Source organism: Dawidia soli (assembly GCF_018598185.1).
In the GTDB taxonomy this organism is placed as follows: domain Bacteria; phylum Bacteroidota; class Bacteroidia; order Cytophagales; family Cyclobacteriaceae; genus Ohtaekwangia; species Ohtaekwangia soli.
The window spans coordinates 247,267-267,213 of the sequence record NZ_JAHESC010000002.1; the positions used below are offsets into that span (position 1 = coordinate 247,267).

Annotated in this window: 18 protein-coding genes; 13 read left to right on the top strand and 5 right to left on the bottom strand. The window is 50.2% G+C overall.

The annotated features are described in order from the left end of the window. Nucleotides 1-21 precede the first annotated feature (21 nt). Both KK078_RS02400 and KK078_RS02405 read left to right on the top strand, forming a co-directional pair. Nucleotides 22-1,080 carry a sensor histidine kinase gene (locus KK078_RS02400; RefSeq protein WP_254088637.1) on the top strand — a complete coding sequence of 353 codons (1,059 nt, stop codon included), beginning with the start codon at nt 22-24 and terminating at the stop codon, nt 1,078-1,080. Next, the gene (locus tag KK078_RS02405) at nt 1,058-1,780 is read left to right on the top strand and encodes a LytR/AlgR family response regulator transcription factor (RefSeq protein ID WP_254082353.1); all 723 of its coding nucleotides are present in this window, start codon (nt 1,058-1,060) and stop codon (nt 1,778-1,780) included. The genes KK078_RS02400 and KK078_RS02405 overlap by 23 nt, the downstream gene beginning before the upstream one ends. A gap of 4 nt (nt 1,781-1,784) precedes the next feature. Here the strand turns inward: KK078_RS02405 and KK078_RS02410 are convergent, their stop codons facing one another. Both KK078_RS02410 and hemW read right to left on the bottom strand, forming a co-directional pair. Next, entirely contained in the window at nt 1,785-2,144 is a 360-nt protein-coding gene (locus KK078_RS02410; RefSeq protein WP_254088638.1) for a hypothetical protein, read from the bottom strand. A 60-nt stretch (nt 2,145-2,204) separates the two neighbouring features. Beyond that, entirely contained in the window at nt 2,205-3,335 is a 1,131-nt protein-coding gene (gene hemW / locus KK078_RS02415; protein ID WP_254088639.1) for a radical SAM family heme chaperone HemW, read from the bottom strand. Between the two features lie 63 nt (nt 3,336-3,398). Between hemW and KK078_RS02420 the strand changes: the two genes are divergently transcribed. The 7 genes from KK078_RS02420 to KK078_RS02450 all read left to right on the top strand — a co-directional run bounded on the left by KK078_RS02420 (nt 3,399) and on the right by KK078_RS02450 (nt 11,123). Further along, the gene (locus KK078_RS02420) at nt 3,399-4,502 is read left to right on the top strand and encodes a DUF4271 domain-containing protein (protein WP_254088640.1); all 1,104 of its coding nucleotides are present in this window, start codon (nt 3,399-3,401) and stop codon (nt 4,500-4,502) included. Nucleotides 4,503-4,525: 23 nt separating this feature from the next. Beyond that, the gene (locus KK078_RS02425) at nt 4,526-5,302 is read left to right on the top strand and encodes a uroporphyrinogen-III synthase (protein WP_254088641.1); all 777 of its coding nucleotides are present in this window, start codon (nt 4,526-4,528) and stop codon (nt 5,300-5,302) included. Nucleotides 5,303-5,504: 202 nt separating this feature from the next. Then, the gene (locus tag KK078_RS02430) at nt 5,505-6,461 is read left to right on the top strand and encodes a PorP/SprF family type IX secretion system membrane protein (protein ID WP_254088642.1); all 957 of its coding nucleotides are present in this window, start codon (nt 5,505-5,507) and stop codon (nt 6,459-6,461) included. 127 nt (nt 6,462-6,588) lie between these two features. Further along, nucleotides 6,589-7,680, top strand: a complete 1,092-nt coding sequence (gene porK, locus KK078_RS02435; RefSeq protein WP_254088643.1) for a T9SS ring complex lipoprotein PorK/GldK — start codon at nt 6,589-6,591, stop codon at nt 7,678-7,680. A gap of 61 nt (nt 7,681-7,741) precedes the next feature. Next, a complete protein-coding gene (gene porL / locus KK078_RS02440) occupies nt 7,742-8,560 on the top strand; it encodes a type IX secretion system motor protein PorL/GldL (protein ID WP_254088644.1) in 819 nt (272 codons plus the stop codon). A gap of 45 nt (nt 8,561-8,605) precedes the next feature. Beyond that, entirely contained in the window at nt 8,606-10,201 is a 1,596-nt protein-coding gene (gene porM, locus KK078_RS02445; RefSeq protein ID WP_254088645.1) for a type IX secretion system motor protein PorM/GldM, read from the top strand. A gap of 7 nt (nt 10,202-10,208) precedes the next feature. Further along, complete coding sequence (locus KK078_RS02450) at nt 10,209-11,123, top strand: gliding motility protein GldN (protein ID WP_254088646.1); 915 nt, start codon at nt 10,209-10,211, stop codon at nt 11,121-11,123. Between the two features lie 62 nt (nt 11,124-11,185). Here KK078_RS02450 and uvrC read toward each other — a convergent pair whose 3' ends face one another. Genes uvrC through porW form a run of 3 tightly spaced genes read right to left on the bottom strand, consistent with a single transcriptional unit; the run spans nt 11,186 to nt 17,845 of the window. Further along, the gene (gene uvrC / locus KK078_RS02455; RefSeq protein WP_254088647.1) at nt 11,186-12,958 is read right to left on the bottom strand and encodes an excinuclease ABC subunit UvrC; all 1,773 of its coding nucleotides are present in this window, start codon (nt 12,956-12,958) and stop codon (nt 11,186-11,188) included. Nucleotides 12,959-12,972: 14 nt separating this feature from the next. Further along, complete coding sequence (locus KK078_RS02460) at nt 12,973-15,303, bottom strand: transglycosylase domain-containing protein (protein WP_254088648.1); 2,331 nt, start codon at nt 15,301-15,303, stop codon at nt 12,973-12,975. Next, nucleotides 15,254-17,845 (bottom strand): type IX secretion system periplasmic lipoprotein PorW/SprE, encoded by a 2,592-nt coding sequence (porW, locus tag KK078_RS02465; protein ID WP_254088649.1) that lies wholly within the window; start codon nt 17,843-17,845, stop codon nt 15,254-15,256. Before porW ends, KK078_RS02460 begins: the two co-directional genes overlap by 50 nt. A gap of 182 nt (nt 17,846-18,027) precedes the next feature. On the opposite strand from porW, the gene KK078_RS02470 reads away from it, so the two are divergent. The 4 genes from KK078_RS02470 to KK078_RS02485 are packed head-to-tail and all read left to right on the top strand — an operon-like array spanning nt 18,028 to nt 19,899. Further along, nucleotides 18,028-18,897: a M23 family metallopeptidase gene (locus tag KK078_RS02470; protein ID WP_254088650.1), complete on the top strand. Its 870-nt coding sequence runs from the start codon at nt 18,028-18,030 to the stop codon at nt 18,895-18,897. 12 nt (nt 18,898-18,909) lie between these two features. After that, a complete protein-coding gene (locus KK078_RS02475; protein ID WP_254088651.1) occupies nt 18,910-19,350 on the top strand; it encodes a bactofilin family protein in 441 nt (146 codons plus the stop codon). Beyond that, on the top strand, nt 19,304-19,540 hold the full coding sequence (locus KK078_RS02480; RefSeq protein WP_254088652.1) for an AtpZ/AtpI family protein: 237 nt from the start codon (nt 19,304-19,306) through the stop codon (nt 19,538-19,540). Before KK078_RS02475 ends, KK078_RS02480 begins: the two co-directional genes overlap by 47 nt. After that, nucleotides 19,537-19,899 carry a hypothetical protein gene (locus KK078_RS02485; RefSeq protein ID WP_254088653.1) on the top strand — a complete coding sequence of 121 codons (363 nt, stop codon included), beginning with the start codon at nt 19,537-19,539 and terminating at the stop codon, nt 19,897-19,899. Before KK078_RS02480 ends, KK078_RS02485 begins: the two co-directional genes overlap by 4 nt. Nucleotides 19,900-19,947: the final 48 nt, after the last annotated feature.

Sequence of the window (19,947 nt, forward strand, 5' to 3'; positions counted from 1 at the left end):
TGAACTTTTCGCGGAGGCGATATGGTAAATAAGCACAGACTGTATTGGACGTTGCAGACCGGCGGCTGGTTGTTTTACGCCGTCGTGCAGATCGTCTTTAGCGTCTTTGCTTCCGACGGCTTTGCCACCCGCCGCATCACGTTCCTCCTGTTCGAGGCATTCTTGTGCCTCATGATCACACACTTATTCCGCCTGTTCCTGAATCGCTGGCGGTGGTTGTACCTGCCCATGCCCAAGCTCATTCCGGGTGTGTTTGTGGCGGTGATCCTGATGGGGGTGACGGTATATTTCCTGCGCATACCCGTCAACCTGATCCTGGGCCGGTTATTTGACCCGCGCACGGCGTTCGATCCGGCACAAATATTGGGGCAAACGTCGTTCTATGCGATCGTCTTCTTTTTGTGGTCGGTGTTTTACTTCACCTATCACTATTTCGATCGGTATAACAAATCGCTGAAGTACGAAGCGTCCATGATCGAGATCGAACTCAACAATCTTAAATCGCAGCTCAACCCGCATTTTATTTTTAATGCGCTGAACAGCATCCGGGCGCTCGTGGACGAGAACCCCTCGAAGTCAAAGCAGGCCATAAACCAGCTGGCCAATATCTTACGAAACAGCCTGGCGATGGACAAGAAGGGTCTGACCAAGTTCGATGACGAGATGCGGTTGGTAAAAGATTACCTCGGGTTGGAGAGCATTCGTTTTGAGGAGCGACTGAAAACGGAGTTTGACATACACCCGCAATCGCAAAACTTTCTGGTGCCGCCGCTCATGATCCAGACGCTGGTAGAGAACGGCATCAAGCACGGTATTTCAAAACTTACGCAGGGCGGCGTGATACAAGTGAAGACATCTGTTGATAATAACCGTTTGAAGGTCCATATTCGCAATACAGGGCACCTGGCGCAGGGGAACAAACGCAAGGGTGGCCTGGGGTTGAAAAATACCATGCAGCGCTTAAAACTGATCTATGGGGACGAGGCGTCGTTCCGGATTGTAAATGAAAACGATAATTTTGTACTTACAGAAATAATCATTCCTCAAAATTTTACCTATGAGAGCATTAATCGTGGATGATGAGCGCCTGGCGCGAAAAGAGCTAATGAAGTTGTTGGAAGATCATCCGATGATCGAAGTAGTGGGTGAGGCGGCCAACGCCGACGAGGCGACCCAGTTGGTAAACGACCTGAATCCTGACCTGCTGTTCCTGGATATTCAGATGCCGGGGAAGACAGGCTTCCAGTTGCTGGAGGAATTGGATGCCGTGCCGCTGGTCGTGTTCACGACCGCCTACGACGAATTTGCGATCAAGGCTTTTGAGGTCAACGCGCTGGATTATCTGTTAAAACCCATTCAACCGGAACGTCTACTGGAAACGGTCTCCAAGCTGGCGGAAAAAGAGCGCGCCAAGATTGCCGCCATTCGCGGACCGGAGAAAAAACTGGGGCTGAACGACCAGGTATTCGTAAAAGACGGCGACCGCTGCTGGTTTGTAAGCCTTTCGAATGTGCGCCTGTTCGAGTCCGACGGTAACTACATCAAAGTATACTTCGATGCCAACCGGCCGATGATCCACAAGTCGCTGAATGCGCTGGATGAGAAGCTGGACGAGCGCGCTTTCTTCCGCGCCAGCCGCAAGCACATTGTAAACCTGAGCTGGGTAGAAGGTATCGAGCCGTGGTTCAACGGAGGGCTGATGGTAAAGCTCCGGGGCGGTGACAAGGTCGAGGTAAGCCGCCGGCAGGCTGCGAAATTTAAAGACATGATGAGCCTGTAATGGCTCAGGTTAAGACCAGCTCGATCAGCTCTTTCTGTACGTTCCAGTCTTTGGCAAGCTTCAGCATGGCCGTAGCCTCCATTTCGGTTACGTAGCCTTTTAGGTTATTGGCTTGCCAAACCATGTTGATAAGCTCTACACGCTTCTCTTTGGGATAATCGCCGATGATCTCATTCAGGTAGTCGCGTGCCCGGTCGAAGGAAGTGACATAATCTTGTGCCACGAAGTCAAGCGCCCACTTGTATTCTTCCTGGGCGTTCAGCTCGCGCGCGGTTTTCTCCAGGTCGTTTTTTTCTATGTCGTCCAGGCCGTGGTAGTGAAAGATCACGGCTTTGAGCAGCATATACACTTTTTTTTCTTCCATGGGTCTCTGGTAGGGTCGTGAAAATTACGAAACTTCCGGCTTGGGCCTTGCGGCGCAGTTTTATTTTGTCGCAAATAAGTCGGCGGCGATCTTATCGGCCAGCATCTTGCCCCGCTTGGTGAGGCATAAGGAATCGTCCGACACAATGGCCAGTTGTTTGGCGCAGAGTGTATCCAGGTAGGGGCCGTGCAGGGCTTGCACGTCGTAGTGAAATTCCTGCCGCAGCTTCTGCAGATCCGCGCCCCACGACGTACGCAGTGTCGTCAACAGGTAATCGTTTACGATATCGGCTGCCGTCAGCTCCTCACGTGTACACGGTATCGTGTCTTCCTGCAGGGATCGCAGGTAGGCATGGTTGTTCGCGACATTGTACTGCCGGCTCTTACCGTCGTAGGAGTGCGCGCTCGGGCCGATGCCGAGGTATTTTTTCTGCTGCCAATAGCTGCTGTTATGACGTGAGTAATATCCCGGACGGGCAAAGTTCGATACTTCATACTGCTCATAGCCGGCGGTGTCCAGCATCTCGACCAGCATCTCCAGCTGCGAGGCGGCAAGATCGTCGTCCACGGCCTGGAGCTTGCCGGTAGCTGCCCACTTGCCAAACGCCGTCTTTTCTTCGATGGTGAGGGAATACGATGAAATGTGCTCAGGAGCGAATGATAACGCGTGCAGGATATTTTCCCGCCAGGTGTCAACCGGCTGACCGGGAATGGCATAGATCAGGTCGAGGCTGATGTTGGTGAACCCCGCCGCGCGGGCTTCCTCCAGGCACTGCCGGGCCGCCGCGCCGCGGGGGGCGCGAGGTAAGAAGTGTAGCACCTGGTCGTCGAACGACTGGATGCCGATGCTCAGCCGGTTGACACCGGCGGCGCGTAAGCCTGCAAGCTTTTCGGCGTGGAGGTCGTCGGGATTGGCTTCCAGCGTTATTTCGCCCGAAGGCGCAAGCGTGAAGTTCCGGGCGACAGCCCGGAGCAGCGTTTCTATTTCTGTTACCGACAGCAACGAGGGCGTGCCCCCGCCGAAATACACCGTCTCGATCGGTTCCCCGCACAGGTACGACTTTTGGAGCTCCAGCTCGCGCACGAATGCGCCGACCATCTCTCCCTTTTTCTCCTGGTTCGTGGAAAAGTGAAAGTCGCAGTAGTGGCACGCCTGCTTGCAGAAGGGAATATGAAAATAGATTCCGGCCATATTCGAACGGCAAACTTACGGGCATTTCGGATATGAGACCAATTCTGAATATTTTTGAGCCGTATGATGAGCGTAAAAAAACTGGTCCTCTTTGTCTGCCTGGGATGTCTGCTCGCGGCGCACGCCGTGGCGCAGCAGTATGCGGTCCGCAAGGATTTTTCTCTGGAATGGACATACTTCGAAGACGGCAAATACGAGGCTTTTACCGGAAATGAGAAGGTGTCGACGGTCTACTTTCGCGTGGATGCCGGTAAATTTCAGCACGATGTGCTGGCGGTTAGCAGCCCGCAGCCGTTCAACCTGTTTATCGATGGCAAACTGGCGGCTGCCGGTACGCGGTTACACCTGGACATCGACAGCCTGGCCGGCATTTATTCGCCTTCGTTTACGGTCGCCATCCGTCAAAAGCGCATCTGGCAGGAAGATCTCAGTACCCGGGTGCTGACGCGCGCGCCGCAGAAAGCCAGCACAGAAGAACAGCTGGTGCGACGCAATACGTCCTTCCGCGATTTTGCCGTCGTGGGCTTGCTGGTGCTGGTCATGTTGGTGATCACCATCATCCGCCTGAACCCCAAACTGGCATCAGATTATTTTTCGGTTATCAAAATATTCTCGATGCGTGAAGTAGACGACGGGCAGGTATACACGCGCATCACCAGCAGCACGAATATCCTTTTCTATATCTTCTGCAGCATGATGCTGGGGTATTACCTGATGATCATTTTTCATTTCCTGCCGACGGAATATACGACGGCGTTGCTGTTTAAGGCGGAAGATTTCCCCATGGCCATGCTGCAATGGCTTGAATTGAGCCTCATTGTGCTGGGGATCTTCTTTGTGAAGATGACCCTGGTGTACGGATTAACGAGTTTATTCGGCGTGCCGGAAGCAGCAGGCACTCATTTCTTCAATTGGGTGCGTGTGCTGTTGGTGGTGTTTGGAACAGTTACTATCATAATGTCAGGGTACTTCATTATGCATGGACAGCACGCTGGTTTCTTCTATGGCCTGCTGCAGTTTTTTGGATGGACCCTTGTGGTTTGGATGGTGCTGATCATTTTCAAGTTAAGTAGCAAAATGAGCCACTCGTTGTTTCATTTATTTTCGTACATTTGTGCTACCGAATTGATACCCTTTTTGATAACATTAAAGGTACTGTACAATTAGCCTGAATTCGTTTACGTGTTGATATGAGTGAAATTGCTACTGACAGAATGCGCAAAGTAAAAAGCATTCTGGTGACCCAAGAAGCTCCGGCTGATGCGAACTCTCCCTACTTGAAGTTGGCTGAAAAGTATAACCTGAAAATCGATTTCCGTCCGTTCATTCAGGTTGAGCCGGTACCGGTCAAAGAATTTCGCAAACAAAAGATCGACATCTTAAATCATACGGCCATCATTTTCACGAGCCGTAATGCCGTCGACCATTTCTTCCATATCTGTCAGGAGTTAAAGATTGAAATGCCCCCGGAGATGAAATACTTTTGCATCTCCGAGCAGACGTCCAATTACCTGCAGAAATACATCGTGATCCGTAAGCGCAAGATCTTCACTGGTTTGAAGACGGCCCAGGATCTGCTGGAGATACTGAAGAAACACAAAAACGAGAAATACCTGTTCCCCTGCTCGGATATTCGTAAAAATGACATTCCCGACTTCTTAAAAGAGGGCGGATATCATTACACCGAGGCCATTATCTACCACACGGTAGCCGCCAACTTATCGGACCTGAAAGAAGTGTTTTACGATATTCTGGCGTTTTTCAGCCCTTCGGGAATCAACTCCCTTTTTGTCAATTTCCCTGAATTCAAGCAAAATAACACCCGCATAGCGGTTTTCGGCCCGACAACGGCCAAGGCTGTACGCGATGCCGGCCTTATTTTGGACATTGAAGCACCCCTTCCGAACGCTCCGTCCATGACGGGTGCGCTTGAGCTCTATATAAAAAAGGCCAACGGAATTAAGTAGCACATTTTCAGTTCTTTCAGCTGATCGAAACGGTTTTCGCTGTTTTGCGTGTTTCGGTGTGCCTGCATGAACGGGTGGTTTTTTTGAATAACTCGTTCATTCATTGAATTTTACAAAGTGACCTTTTTTATTACACTTTAATTACATTAGATTGATTGTGTCGTAAAAAAGCGCTTACTTTAAATTCTACTTTTTAACCTTAATGCTGAAAAAGACTTTTTATACCCTCCTGTTGGCCCTGGCTGGATCTGGATCAGGTGTTTTTGCTCAGCAAGATCCCTTGTTCACGCAGTACATGTTTAACAACCTATACATGACTCCTGCGTATGCCGGCGTAGATGGTGTAACGAGGCTCACAGCAGTACACCGCAGCCAATGGCTGGGGTACCAATCCAGCTTCAACGACGGCGGCGCTCCCGTAACGCAGATGGTAAGCTTTAACGCACCGATCTTCAAACTGCGCAGCGGTTTTGGTGCGTATGTCATGAACGACAAGCTCGGGCCGCAAAACAACCTGGAGGCACAAACCATGTATGCCTACCATCTGGGTATAAAAGACACTAAACTTAGCTTAGGGATCAAGGCAGGTATATATTCACAAGCGATCGATTGGGAAATGTATCGCGCATCGAATCCCGATGATCCGCTGTTGAAGCATGGCAAGGAATCACAGATCCGTCCGGACCTGGGGTTAGGTGCTTTTTATCGCGCAGAGAAATACTATCTCGGGGTAGGTTTTAACCATTTATTGCGCTCTGAATTTGATTTTGGGCAAGACGATGTACGCAGTGCGTTGGAAAACCACATCAACTTCACGGGCGGCTATTTTTACGAGGTAAGCTTTGATTTACGTGTACAATTTAGCGCGGCCGTCCGCTCGGATTTAAATCGTACACAAATAGATTTTGCAGGAATTGGCTACTTGAAAGATACGATGTGGGGAGGCCTGGCGTTTAGACAAGGAGAGGCAGGTAGCTTACTGTTGGGATACGCACTGTTAAAAGATAAATCACTCAAGTTAGGTAGTGGCATTGACTTTATCGTCAAGGACCGTGATGCCAAGGACAATTTTTCGCTTGAGTTCATGCTGAGTTATGAATTACCTGTCAATCCGGGCAGCGGCAAAAAAGTCGTTCGAACCCCTCGCTACAGGCATTAAGCGGCAGTGATTTTGGTATTTTTAAGTTTTTAATGAATTTGCATCTACTTTCTTCAAAAAAATAAAGCTGATACAATTAACTTTCGTCCTCTAAAAATTTCACCGTAGACAAACCTGAGATAGCAGTATGAATAAATCGGTTCTTTCAAAAGTAGTGTTAGTGCTTTCGGGCGCAGTGGCCAGTGCTTGTGGCCTGCTGGGCCTTGGAGGTGGTAAAGGTGGCGGAAACGATCAGGGCGAACTCGTCGGAGTTCCCGGCCGCGAAGGTTGGGTGATGACAATCCCCTACGGGATGGTTCCGATTCCCGCTGGTACGTTTCACATGGGTCAGGCAGATGAAGATCCTGCTTCCACTCAAATCAACTTCAACAAGCAGGTGACTATCGGTTCGTTCTTCATGGACGATACAGAAATTACCAACAATGAGTACCGTCAATTCACAAACTTCTTCCTGGTAGACAACGGTACCATTGAGGGCTTCGAGACTGTTGATGCAGAAACGTTCCGTCAGAAATATTATCCCGATACTGCCGCCTGGGTTCGCGATTTTGCGCACCACATGGGTGACCCGATCCAGGACTACTACTACTGGCACCCGGGCTACGACGATTATCCGGTGGTCGGTGTCAACTGGGATGCTGCTGTCTTCTTTGGTAAATGGAGAACCGCTTACCTGAACGACTACCGCAAAAGCGTAGGCGACTTCCAGATGCCTGCCTTCCGTCTGCCCTCTGAAGCAGAATGGGAATACGCCGCCCGCGGCGGTCGCGACATGGCCAAATACCCTTGGGGTAACCCGTACATCCGCAACTCTAAAGGATGTATGCTCGCAAACTTCAAACCTGGCCGTGGTAACTTCTACGATGATGGTTTTGCCTACTCGTCTCCTGTAATGTCATACTTCCCGAACGACTTCGGCCTGTTCGACATGGCAGGGAATGTTTCAGAATGGTGTTTGGATGACTTCAATCCTGCGTCTGTACCGACCGTTTGGGACTTGAACCCACAGTACATCGATCCGAGAACCAATCCGGAAGCTTCTCAATACAATCCACGCGTTCCTCCCAAGAAAGTTGTACGCGGAGGTTCCTGGAAAGATGTGGCCTATTACCTCGAAACAGGTACACGTACTTATGAATTCAAAGACTCTACGCGCGCTTATATTGGGTTCCGCTGTGCAATGACCCACCTCGGCCGCTCGTCAGGTCAGGAATTTTAACAACCAGAAACTCTATTCTATCTTTAAATATCAAAAGGCAAAAACTTAAACCATTACTAAAATGAGCAAGAAAAAAGGCGGATTTGCCGAACTTCTCTTCAAGACCATAATGCCCAAAGTTTATGGTATTGGTGCGGCAGTTGTAATCGTGGGTGCATTATTTAAAATCCTTCACTTGACCGGTGCTGACCAGATGCTGATGATCGGTCTCTTGACAGAGGCCGTGATCTTCTTCCTGAGCGCATTCGAGCCCCCTCACCAGGAGCCGGATTGGTCAAAAGTATATCCCGAACTTTCTGAAGACTACGAAGCACCCACTACTTCGCCTCGTATCTCTAATAAGCCTGGTGCTTCTTTGTCTCAGCAACTGGACGCTTCGCTTGAGAAAGCGAAGATCGGTCCCGAACTGCTGGATAGCCTTGGCAAAGGCCTGAACAACCTGGCGGAATCTGCTAAGAAAATGTCGACTCTTTCTGACGCAGCAGTCGCCACGAACGACTACGCGACGAACGTAAAGAAAGCTTCTACACAGCTGCTGGAAATGAACAAGTCATACGACACCGCTATCAAAGCTGTATCGAGCATGTCGGAAGCATCGAAAGACGCTGGTGAATACCACTCACAAGTTCAGAAAGTAACGAAAAACCTCGCTGCCCTGAACTCAGTATATGAGATGGAGCTGAAAGACGCCGACAGCCACGTGAAGAATATGAACAAGTTCTATGAAAGCCTGACAGGTGCTATGCAAGGTCTGTCGAAGGTAGGTGACAACACCGCTAAATTCACAACAGAGCTTGGTAAACTTTCTGATAACCTGACTGCCCTGAACAAAGTATACGGCAGCATGCTGACAGCCATGAAAGGTGGCGGCCAGAACTAATACGATTGACTGTTTTTTAACGTTTAATTAAAAAAACAACCAACAATGGCAGGTGGAAAGGAAACCCCGCGGCAGAAGATGATCGGTATGATGTATCTCGTACTGACTGCACTTCTGGCGCTGCAGGTGAGCAATGCCGTTCTCGAGAAATTCGCCATCATCAACAGCACCCTCGAAACGCTGATCGGTGAATCGAATATCAAGAACAATGCTCAGCTCAATAAAATCATGGAAGATGGAGGCAAGAGCGACGATGCTGCTGTTAAGCAAGCTGTTGCCAACGCCCAGGAGGTACGGAAACTGACAAAAGAGACTGTTACATATATCGAGGATGTAAAGAAGAAAATGCTGGCGGAAAGCGGCGCAGCCGGGATCGACGAGAGATTCATCAATGACCACAGCTCAAAAGTGGCCACGATGATGATCGATAAAAAAGACGGTCAGGGTGTAGGCGTGCTCTTTCAAAAGAAACTGGACGACTATCGCAAGCAGCTGGAAAAACTGACCGGTAAACCGTTCGAGACCCTTACGAAGTCGCCCGAGCAGATGCCGGAATTTAAAGACAACGAGAAACACAAGAATAAGGACTACCTGACCTTTACGTTCGAGAACACACCTCCCGTAGCGGCTTACGCTTCTGTAACGCAGCTGCAGACTGAGGTGCTCGAGCAAGAGGCAAAGGCCCTCGGCATCCTGGCGGAGAAAGCCGGTGCCGGCGTCGTGAAGTTCGACCGCATTGTGCCAATGGTTCGTCCTGTATCCTCGATCGTAGCGGCAGGTGCTAAGTACCAGGCTGATATGTTCATCACAGCATCGGCTTCAGGCCTGGTGCCGGAAATGTACTACAACGGCCAAAAGCTGTCGATTGTAGACGACCCGTCAGGTGTGAAAATGGGTAAAGTAGAATTCACCGCGAAAGGCGGGAACTATGACAAAGACGGTTTCTCGAAACAGTCCTTCAAAGCAAGGATCATGATCGATGGCAAGCCTTACGAGCAGGACATTCAATACATGGTAGCACAACCGGTTATCAAAGCGACAACGGGTAATGCTCCTACGCTGTACATGAACTGCGGTAACACGGTGAACATTGAAGTTCCTTCACTCGGAACAAACTACAATCCTTCGTTCAGCGCGGGCGGTGGTGCGGAAATCATCAAAGGTGATAAGCCTGGTAAAGTGACGATCATCCCGAAACAACGGAAGATCAAAGTTACGGTTAGCAACGGCGGTGCAACAATCGGTGATCAGCCGTTCGACGTGAAAAACGTTCCGGATCCGAAATTCCTGGCCTATGTGGGTAACAACCCTGTTGACCTGCGCAACGGTATCCGTGCAAATCAACTCGCTAACCTCCGCTTCGTGGCTGAGCCGGAAGCAAACTTCAAAGAAGAAGTTCCGAAAGATGCGCGTTACTCGATCAAACGTGCTGAGATTATCCTCGGCCGTGGAACAGCGGGTGTTCAGCGTATGAATGCAACGAACGGTAACCCTGACTTGCGCTCATGGGCAGGCCAGGCACGTCCGGGCGACCGTATCGTAATTGATATTAAAGAAGCAGCACGTAGAACGTACCGGGACGACGACGAGAAAATTATTCCCAAAGGCCCGAGTGGTATTATCATTGTACCGGTGAATTAATAAACAGATGAAGAAGATAGCATTTTTTGCAGCGCTTTCGGCAGCATGCTTAATAGCAAGAGCGCAGGAAGTACAGGACCTGGAGGTTCAGTACAACCCTAACTCACTGAACCCTATTCCAGTCTACGAACAACACTACAAAGTGCGTGTATGGCGGAATATCGATCTGCGTGAAAAGCAGAACAAAGGCTTCTTCGCCAAAAATGGCGAGCTGAGCCGGCTGGTTGTGGAGGCTGTGAAATCTGGCGAGCTGACGGATATCTATGCCAGCGACTCTCTGACGACGAAGATCTCGAAAGAAGACTTCCTCGGTCGTTTGGTGGCTGAGCAGGCACAGATGTATGATCAGTGGGATCCGAACCGTGATTTTTATACCGACGACATCATCACGTATAACGGTAAGAACTATCGTTCCCTGCGTGACAACCGCGGTGTAACACCCGGCGCGGATAGCGCTGGCGACGACTGGGCTGCCACTTCACAAGGCAGTGGTCTTGAGTACATGGTGAATGACATCAGCAATGCCCACATGTGTGAGGATATCATCTTCGACAGAAGAAGATCAAGACTCTACTATGACATTCAGGGCCTTGAGCTGATCATTCCGGGTGCAAAAACCAACACCAACATCGACGTGTCGCTGGGTTGGTTCAAGTACAAGGACCTCGAGAAGTTGTTCCGTAACAACATCCCGAAAGCGGTATGGTTCAACTGGCAGAACACGGCTCAGAACAAGAACTTCGCCGATGCTTTCTTACTGAGACTCTTCCACGGAACGATCTATAAAGTTCAGAATCCGGATGATGAGACCATCGACGACACCTACCGTGCTAACGGCCGTCCTTATCGTGAAGGCGTGTGGGCACGTGAGTGGACCGAAATGATGCTCATGGAGAAAGAGCACAATCTCTGGGAGTTTTAAGTTTTGTTTTTTTGATATTGAAAAGGGAGGCGAAAGCTTCCCTTTTTTTATGACCGATGGTATTATCGTTTCATGGCCTCGGCCTTCTTCTGGCCAATGATAGCCGCGATCTCTTCCAGCGAAGCTTCTTTGATCTTTTTCACCGACTTGAAGTGCTTCAGCAGTTTTTCCGCCGTTTTATGGCCGATGCCTTCTATACCTTCCAATGCCGAGCTGAAATGTTTTTTACTGCGCTTCTGGCGGTGGAACGTAATAGCAAACCGGTGCGCTTCGTCGCGTATCTGCTGGAGGAGCAACAGACCTGGAGACTTCTTACTGATCAGCAGCGGGAACGGATCTTCCGGATAGTATATTTCTTCCAACCGCTTGGCGATGCCTGCAATGGGCACCTTTCCATAGATATTCAGTTCTTTTAATGCTTCGCAGGCGCTGCTAAGCTGCCCTTTACCACCGTCGACCATGATCAGGTCAGGCAAAGCCTGACCTTCTTCCAGGATGCGTTTGTACCGACGACCGACGATCTCTTTCATGGAAGCAAAATCGTCGGGCCCTTCTACCGTCTTGATATTAAAATGCCGGTAGCCTTTCCGATCGGCCTTGCCATCGACAAAGCGTACCATGGAGGCCACGGGCGATGTGCCGCCGAGATTGGAGTTATCGAAACATTCAATCACCGTAGGCAACGTGGGTAGCTTCATATCCTTCTGGAGGATGATCAGTACCTCTTGCTGTTTGGTTTTCTTGCCTTCGCGTAGGATCTCCTTCTCTTTCTTGAGTTCCAACGCATTTTTCAATGAGAGAAAGATGAGCTTCTTCTTGTCGCCGATCTTGGGCACGACGTTTTCAATACCGTCCTCTAACACGGTGATCTCTACATTGCTGAGAATAGTCTCATTCGTGCTATTGGTTTGCTCGCGCAATTCAGCGACGGCCAGGCTTAGCAGCTCTTCATCGGGCTCGTCGAGTTTCTTCTTGAGCTCGACAGTCTTGGAGAAGACAATAGAGCCTTCTTTGATCTGCAGGTAGTTGACATAGGCATAGTTCTCGATGCTGGCGATCGAAAAGACATCGATGTCGGTCAGGTCGCGGTTTACCACCAGCGACTTCGACTGGAAGCGTTCCAGCGTGTCGATCTTTTCTTTTATAGCTTGTGCCCGTTCAAACTCCAGGTTGCCGGCAAAGGTCTTCATCTGGTTGGTCAGGTGATTGTATACCGTGCTAAGATTGCCCTTGAGGATATAACGTGCCTGGCCGATCTCGTCCATATAAGCATCCTCTGCCTGCAGGCCTTCACAGGGACCTTTGCAGTTGCCGATATGAAACTCGAGACATACCTTGAACTTCTTCTGCGCTACATTTTGCTCGCTGAGCAGTAGCGAACAGGTGCGTATGGTGTAAAGCTTTCGCACCAGCTCCAATACGTTCTTCATCGCGCTCACGCTGGAGTACGGGCCGAAGTATTCGCCCTGTTCAGGAAGGTATTTACGCGTATAAATGATACGCGGGTAACGTTCTTTCAGCACGCAGATATAAGGAAACGTCTTATCGTCCTTTAAGAGGATATTATACTTGGGCTGATTCTGCTTGATGAAGTTGTTTTCCAACAACAAGGCGTCGAACTCAGAGTTCGATACCGTATAGTCGATGCGCCTGATCTCCGACACCAGCCGAAGGGTCTTGCGGTTTACACCGGTGCTTTTCGAGAAGTAACTGCTGACGCGCTTCTTGATACTTTTAGCCTTGCCGACGTAGATCAACACATCTTCGGCATTATAGAAACGGTAAACCCCGGGAGACTCCGGCAGCCGGCTTACCGCATCTTTAATGTCGTCCATAGAATGTCTGCAGATTAGTTGTTCGGAACCTGCCAGACCTGCTCATCTTCTGAATCCTGAGCATCGGTAGACGTGCTGTTATGCTGGCTGCAGTCGAGTGTAATATCAAGGCCTGTGGCCGGTCGTCTAAACACGCCTTTGCCATAGCCAGTCTCTTTGTCGCGGTATACTCTTGTCATATACTTGTCCCAGATCGGAGCGGCGGTTTTACCACCCTGGCCGAAGCTCCACGACGGGAAGTGGATGCTGCGCTCATCACCCCCTACCCAGGCGCCGGTGACAAGGTTGTGCGTAATACCCATATACCAACCGTCAGAGGCGTTGTCGGTTGTACCGGTCTTACCCCCGATCTCGTTGTTGGAGCGGAGGTCGTAGCTCAGGCCCAGGGAAGTACCTCCGGATTCCTGTACCCCACCCTGCAGCATATAGATCATCTTGTATGCCGTACGTTCGTCCATGGCCTGGCGGGTTTTGGGAACAAAGTTTTCCAGCACGTTGCCGTTTTTGTCTTCAATGCGCGTGATGTAATAAGGCTGCGTATAGATGCCGAGGTTTACATACGTGCAATATGCCGCCACCATTTCATACAATGTCACATCGCTGGTGCCAAGACACAGCGACGGTACGGCGTCCAGCTTGCTGGTAATGCCCAGGCGCCGGGCGAAGTCCACTACGTTCTGTGGTGTTACACGCTCCATCATTTGTGCGGTAATGGAGTTGATCGAACGCGCCATCGCTTTGCGGATGGTCATCTTTTCGCCGCTACCCCGCGTACCATCCGAGTTTAACGGGCTCCAGGTACCACCGGAAACTTTGATGGTCGGGGAGATATCGAGTAGCTCCAGACAGGGTGAATAACCCGCCTCGATGGCGGTGCCATAAACAAAGGGCTTGAACGTAGAGCCCGGCTGGCGAGCTCCCTGGCGTACGTGATCATATTTGAAATACTTATGCGATACGCCGCCGACCCACGCTTTGATGGCGCCCGTCTTGGGGTCCATAGACATCAGGCCGGTCTGTAAAAACCGGTTGTAGTAATTCAGCGAGTCCATTGTACTGAACAGCGTGTCGCGCTCGCCGGCGTAGGTAAAGATGGTCATCGGCTTCTTTACCCGGAGCATGATGTTGACGGAGTCCGATCCGGCGCCGTAGCGATTGACGAGATTGCGATACGCTTCTGTACGCTTGACTTTTTTGTCGAGGAAGCCTTTGATCTCAAGTCCGGTATCTTCGTCTACCCACGGGTTTTTGCTACGTTGTTTCCACTCGCGGTCGAATTGTTTCTGCAGTTTGGCCATATGCTCCAGCATCGCGTCTTCGGCATAGCGCTGCATGCGGCTGTCGATCGTGGTGTAGATCTTGAGCCCCGACTCCCACAGGTCGTAGCCATGCTCCTTACACCAGGCGATCAGGTCATTGCGCAGTACGTTGCGGAAATAGGGAGCGAGCCCCTGGTTCTGGTTTTGTACGGCGAACCTCAGCTCGATCGGGAGCACACGCACCGAATCGTAGGTAGCACGCGAAATGAATTTGTGGTCGTAGAGCTTGTAAAGTACTTCGTTCCGTTTGTTGAGTGCATTCTTTGGAAAGCGATGCGGGTTAAACAGCGAAGGGTTCTGGCACATGCCCACCATCACGGCGGCCTCTTGCACGGTCAGCTCGCTGGGCAGTTTATTGAAATATGTCTCGCAGGCCACTTTGATACCATAGGCGTTGCTGCTGAACTCGATCGTGTTGAGATACATGGTAATGATCTCTTCCTTGGTATAGTTCTTTTCCAGCTGAATGGAAATGATCCACTCTTTCGTTTTTTGAATAACACGACGGGGAATTTTACCCAACCGGGCCAGGGGACCGTCGAGGTCGAGTGTATACAGGTTTTTGGCAAGCTGTTGTGTGATCGTACTGCCGCCACCTTTGCTGTTGAACGTCATCAGCCCCCAGATCACCCGTGGGTAGGCCCAGAAATCCATACCGGCGTGATCGTAAAAACGGTGGTCTTCCGAATAAATGAGCGTCTTGACAAGGTTGGGTGAAAGCTGATCGTACGTTACCTGGCTTCGGTTAAAGCGGAAGTAGCGTCCCAGCGATACGCCGTCGGCGGAGATCACTTCCGAAGAGAGGTCATTCTCGGGGTTCTCGATCGCCTTCAGGCTGGGCATGCCGCCAAACAATCCGAACAGATCGATCCCCACCGAAAAAACGTATAACGGAAATCCCAGGATGATGACCAGGAATAAAATCCAGACACCTTTTACTACTTTGCCAAACCAGGGTTTCTGTACGCGCAGGAGGTTATTGAGCTTCTGCTGGATAGTTTTTTTGGAAGAATTGGATGTACTCATCAAGACCTTTAGTTCGGTAGAAGATATCGAAATTATCTTTTGTGATTACAAAGGTATTGAATTTATGGTTTTGTAGCTCCGGGAGTTTTGAAACCTGCGCCTTAAATGTTTGCGCATACTCGATGGCAGACGTCACACGCGGCAATTCAGAAACCATGGTCAGCGCGTAATCATCGTTCAAGATGAGGTTGCTGGTTTTCAGCGACAGATCCTTGAAGTTCGCCAGGTTGAACTTATCCAGCACCGCCGATGCAACATCGCTTAACTTCTCATCTTTCCGGTAGATCATGATGAAATAGTGCGGCTCTTCCAGCGAGCGGATGTACTGTATACCCATGCGCCGTTCCTGTTTGGTTTGGAAGTCGCGCGACGACTGCAGCAATGTCTTTGCGTATTCCGTAATGGCGGCCTCGGGATATTTTTTGATAAACTCTTCCAGTCCATACTGATACTGCGCTGCGTTTTCGGTCTTGCCGATGATCAATACCTGCAAAAGCTCCAGGTTGGGCACAAACGTGGTTTGGCCTAACGCCAGTGCTTCCCCGACGATCTGCCTGGACGCAGCATAATCACCCTGGGTATATTGCTCGTAGGCATCTTTGTAAAGTACCTTTTGCTTTTCGCCGGTCTGCTCGGACTCTGCCAGGTAATTCGGGTTCTTCAACAGCTTGGCAAAGGTAGAGTCGGGGTACTTGCTCAATAGCAAGCTGGCATACCGTTCTGCCTTGCCGGGATCACTGTTTTTGTAGATCAGATAAAGCTTGTACAATACCTCGGCCTCGTGCTTGGTTTCGGGGAATCGTTTCAACAACGTGTTGTACGTCGTCACCGCGTTGTCGCTTTCCTGGAGTTTAAAGTAGTAGATGTCACCCAGCTTGAAGTAAGCATCCTCGATCTTATCGAGGGCCTGCTGTTTTTCCTCTTCGGTGCGCGGGATCTGCTTGTCGAGACGGTCGTACTCGGCCGCTACGGGGTCAGCCGGTGGCGGCTCGTTCGTAGGCTTTTGCTCGTTCGGGTCGTCGGGAGCCGTGTCGTCTACTTCTTCGTTGTTTGCCACGGTAGAACGAAGCGATCGTCGCCAGTTGTCTTCCAGCGGTACATTGCCCCACACACGCTTGAATTCCGACTCGCCCACCGACATGGCCGAAGGATTGCCAAAGTACCAATCGACTTCCTGCTGGTCACCATTTTCGTTTGCGAACATCGGATTGCTGCGGCCGCCGCTGAGGTCGATTCGATTACCGCCGCGACGCTTCTTCTCGGCGGCGGCACGTTTTTCTTCCTCGCGTTTTTTGGCTTCGTAGTTGGCCTTGATCTGCGCACGCAGGGCCGCGGTGTCCATGGCCGCTAAGGCCAGAAGGCTATCCTGCCACTTGATGGTATTGAGGTGTTTGACAAACTCGTTTAAAACCTCCTGCCGGGCCTTGATGCGTGCATACCCTTCGTAATCCTTGGGCAGGGAGTTGATAGCACTATCATAATACGCTTGCGAGAGCTGATACTGGCGGAGCGTGTCATAGTAGATCTCGCCCAGACGCAGATACGCTTCGCCGTCGATGCGTTTGTTGCTGCCCGCGCGCACGGAACGGTTAAAGTCGGCAATGGCTTCGTCGAGGTTCTTTTGCTTGAGCTCGAACACGCCCATCTCATAATAGATCTTATCCTGGAAGTCCTTGTTCTTACCATCCTTTAGCAGCTTCCTGAACGACTTCCGCGCAGCGTTCACATCCTTGCTGCGCGAGATCTCCGTTACCTGCGCCATGTAGAGACGGGCGTAAAAGTCCACCTCATACTCCGGGTTGGTGGCGATACATTTTTTGTAATAATTATAGGCTTCGGCCTCAAAGCCCAATTTTTGATATACCTGGCCGATGATAAAGTATATTCTTCCGGGTTTATCACGCTTCTTCAGCAGGGGCACGGCTTCGCTCAGGTTCCGGACCATTTTGTCCAGGTCGCCCTGCATCTGATAGAAATAAGCCTTTTCCAGCAACAGATGCTTTTTGTTTGTTTTGGTCAGCGGCATCTTCTGCACAAAGTCGATGGCCGCCTGAGCGTTGTTGAACTCCTGGTGTTCGGTAAAGGTGCGGATCAGGTGAATGATGGCGCGGTGGCGCGTGTCCAGGTCCTTGCTTTTGGTGTTGACGTATTTAAACGTCTGGATGGAGTTGCCCCAGTCCAGGCTGTAAAAACGCGCACGGCCTACGAGGATATATCCGTCGTCCACCCATTTGCTGTTGGGATGCCGTTGTATGGCAAGGGAAGCCATCTTGACGGCTTCCTGGATTTCCTTGTCATAGCCCTTCGCCTGCGCCGAGTCCAGTGGTGGGTACAACCGCAAAATGCGGTTGTAATCGTCCTCATAGGCAGCCCAGATATCCTGATCGATCTTGTCGAGCTCTTCGCGCGCGTACCAATAACCGTTGTAGTGTGCGGTGGTGTTATGATAGGCCTTGGCAGTCCAGCTGTGGCTTGCCGATGAACAACCGTTCAGCAGAATGAGCGTCAAAAGAACAACGAGGTAGTAGACAATATTTTTCAAACCGCTGCTATTTGTGAGGGTAAAACGCAAAAATCCAACATTCCATATTTAAATAAGCTGGAATATCTAATTTTGTGCAAAAAAGCAGAATATTTTGAAATGCCCCAGGGCAAGAGGCCGTTCAATTTGACAATCCATAGCAGAGACCAGCACATACGATCTTAAAAACTATTCCATAGCGGATGAAACCGAAAAAAACATTATCGAACTGGCTTACCACCCGGTATCAACTGATTATTCGCAACGAAGAAAACTTTGCCGAGAAAACCAGCCTGGGATTCACCTATTCGAAAGTTATTCTTTTTTCGGTGATTTTATTTACCGGGCTCTTTATCATGAGCCTCTTTATGTCGAAGACCATCCTGGCCAAATGGTTCGACCCCAAACACGAACAAATGGTCTTGAACCAGCAACTCTTCGAGCTTGCGCAAAAGGTGGATTCGCTGGCGCTGGAGATCGATCGCAAAGACCAGTTCATTGCCAACTTCCAGCGCGTGCTGAGCGGTGACACCGCCAACTTCAAAGATCCCGCCGAAGCACTGCGTAACGAATCACAACCCCTGACGAAACCAACCGCCGCTAATTTGAGCGCGTCGGCGATCGATTCTACATTTCGACGGGAATTTGAGCAGTCTGACCTATCAGTGACCCCGTTGACCAACGTTAAATACCGGGAATTGCAGGAGACCTTCTTTTATTCGCCGCTCACGGGATATATATCCGACACCTACAATGTTGCCAAGGGGCATCTGGGTGTAGATATAGTTGCCAAAGCGAACGAGCCGGTAAAATGCATCGCAGGGGGTACTGTGATCTTTTCGTCCTGGACACAAGACTCCGGCTATGTAATAATGGTGCAACACAGAGGCAACCTCATCTCCGTATATAAGCACAATGCCCAACTGTTAAAAAAAGTTGGTACTTTTGTCAATGGTGGCGAGATCGTATCTATTGTGGGCAATAGCGGCGAGCTTACCAACGGTCCACATTTGCATTTTGAATTGTGGTATAATGGGAACTCCCTGAATCCGGAAGAATTTGTAACTTTTTAAAACCAGAATGTCATGCTAACTTCAAAAGAACAAAAACGCGCAGCCGATGAAATAAGCAACTCGAGCAACACCATCGGGAAAGGCACATACCTGGAGGGAAACATTGAAACATACGGCAATATTCGGATAGAAGGCAAAGTTACGGGCAATATCAAGTCGAAGTCAAAGGTGGCGTTGGGTCATCAGTCACATGTACAAGGCAATATCATCGCACAAAACGCTGATATTGAGGGTGAAGTGAAAGGGAAGCTCGAAGTTGCCGAGCTGCTGGTATTAAAAGCCACGGCCATCATCAACGGCGACATCGTAACCGGCAAGATGGTGGTAGAACCGGGTGCCGTTTTCAACGGTTCTTGTAAAATGGGCGCTGCCATTAAAGATATTAAAATAGGAGCTGAGAACAACAATGGCGTTACCCGATCCATCGCCCAACCCGAAGTCAAAACCGTCTAACACTTACCTGAAATACAGTGGACTGGCGATCCAATTGTTTGGCGCCATCGGCCTGTTTGGCTGGCTGGGCTACAAGCTGGACCAGCATCTGGCCCTCACATTCCCTGCGTTCATGCTTCTTTTTGGTTTTCTGGCCTTTGGCGGAATGATGTTCCAGGTGTACCGGTCGATAAAACGCGACAACCCTTGATCCGTTTCGTTCTCGCATTGCTGGCCACTGCCGCCATGATCACCGGCGTGACCCTGCTTGCCTGGCGGCAGCAGTGGTTGCCGTTGCCATCGTTCCTTTATCAAACACTTATTCTGCTGGCATTTAGTACAGCGCTGATCTACCGGTACCTCTATAAGGTGGACAAGTCAGAGTACTTTGTTCAGCTGTATTTGCTCACCATGACGGTTAAGCTGTTGGCGTATGGCGTCTACTGCGTATTTATGGTATTGCAGGACAAACCCGGCGCCACTGCCAATGTGGTCTTTTTCATGGTCGTTTATGCCACTTTCACGTTCCTGGAAATAACATTCCTTTACCGCCGCATTTCGCGGTTCTGACGGCTATTACTAAAAGCCCAAAATTTTCCAAAACATTTTTTTGTGGGA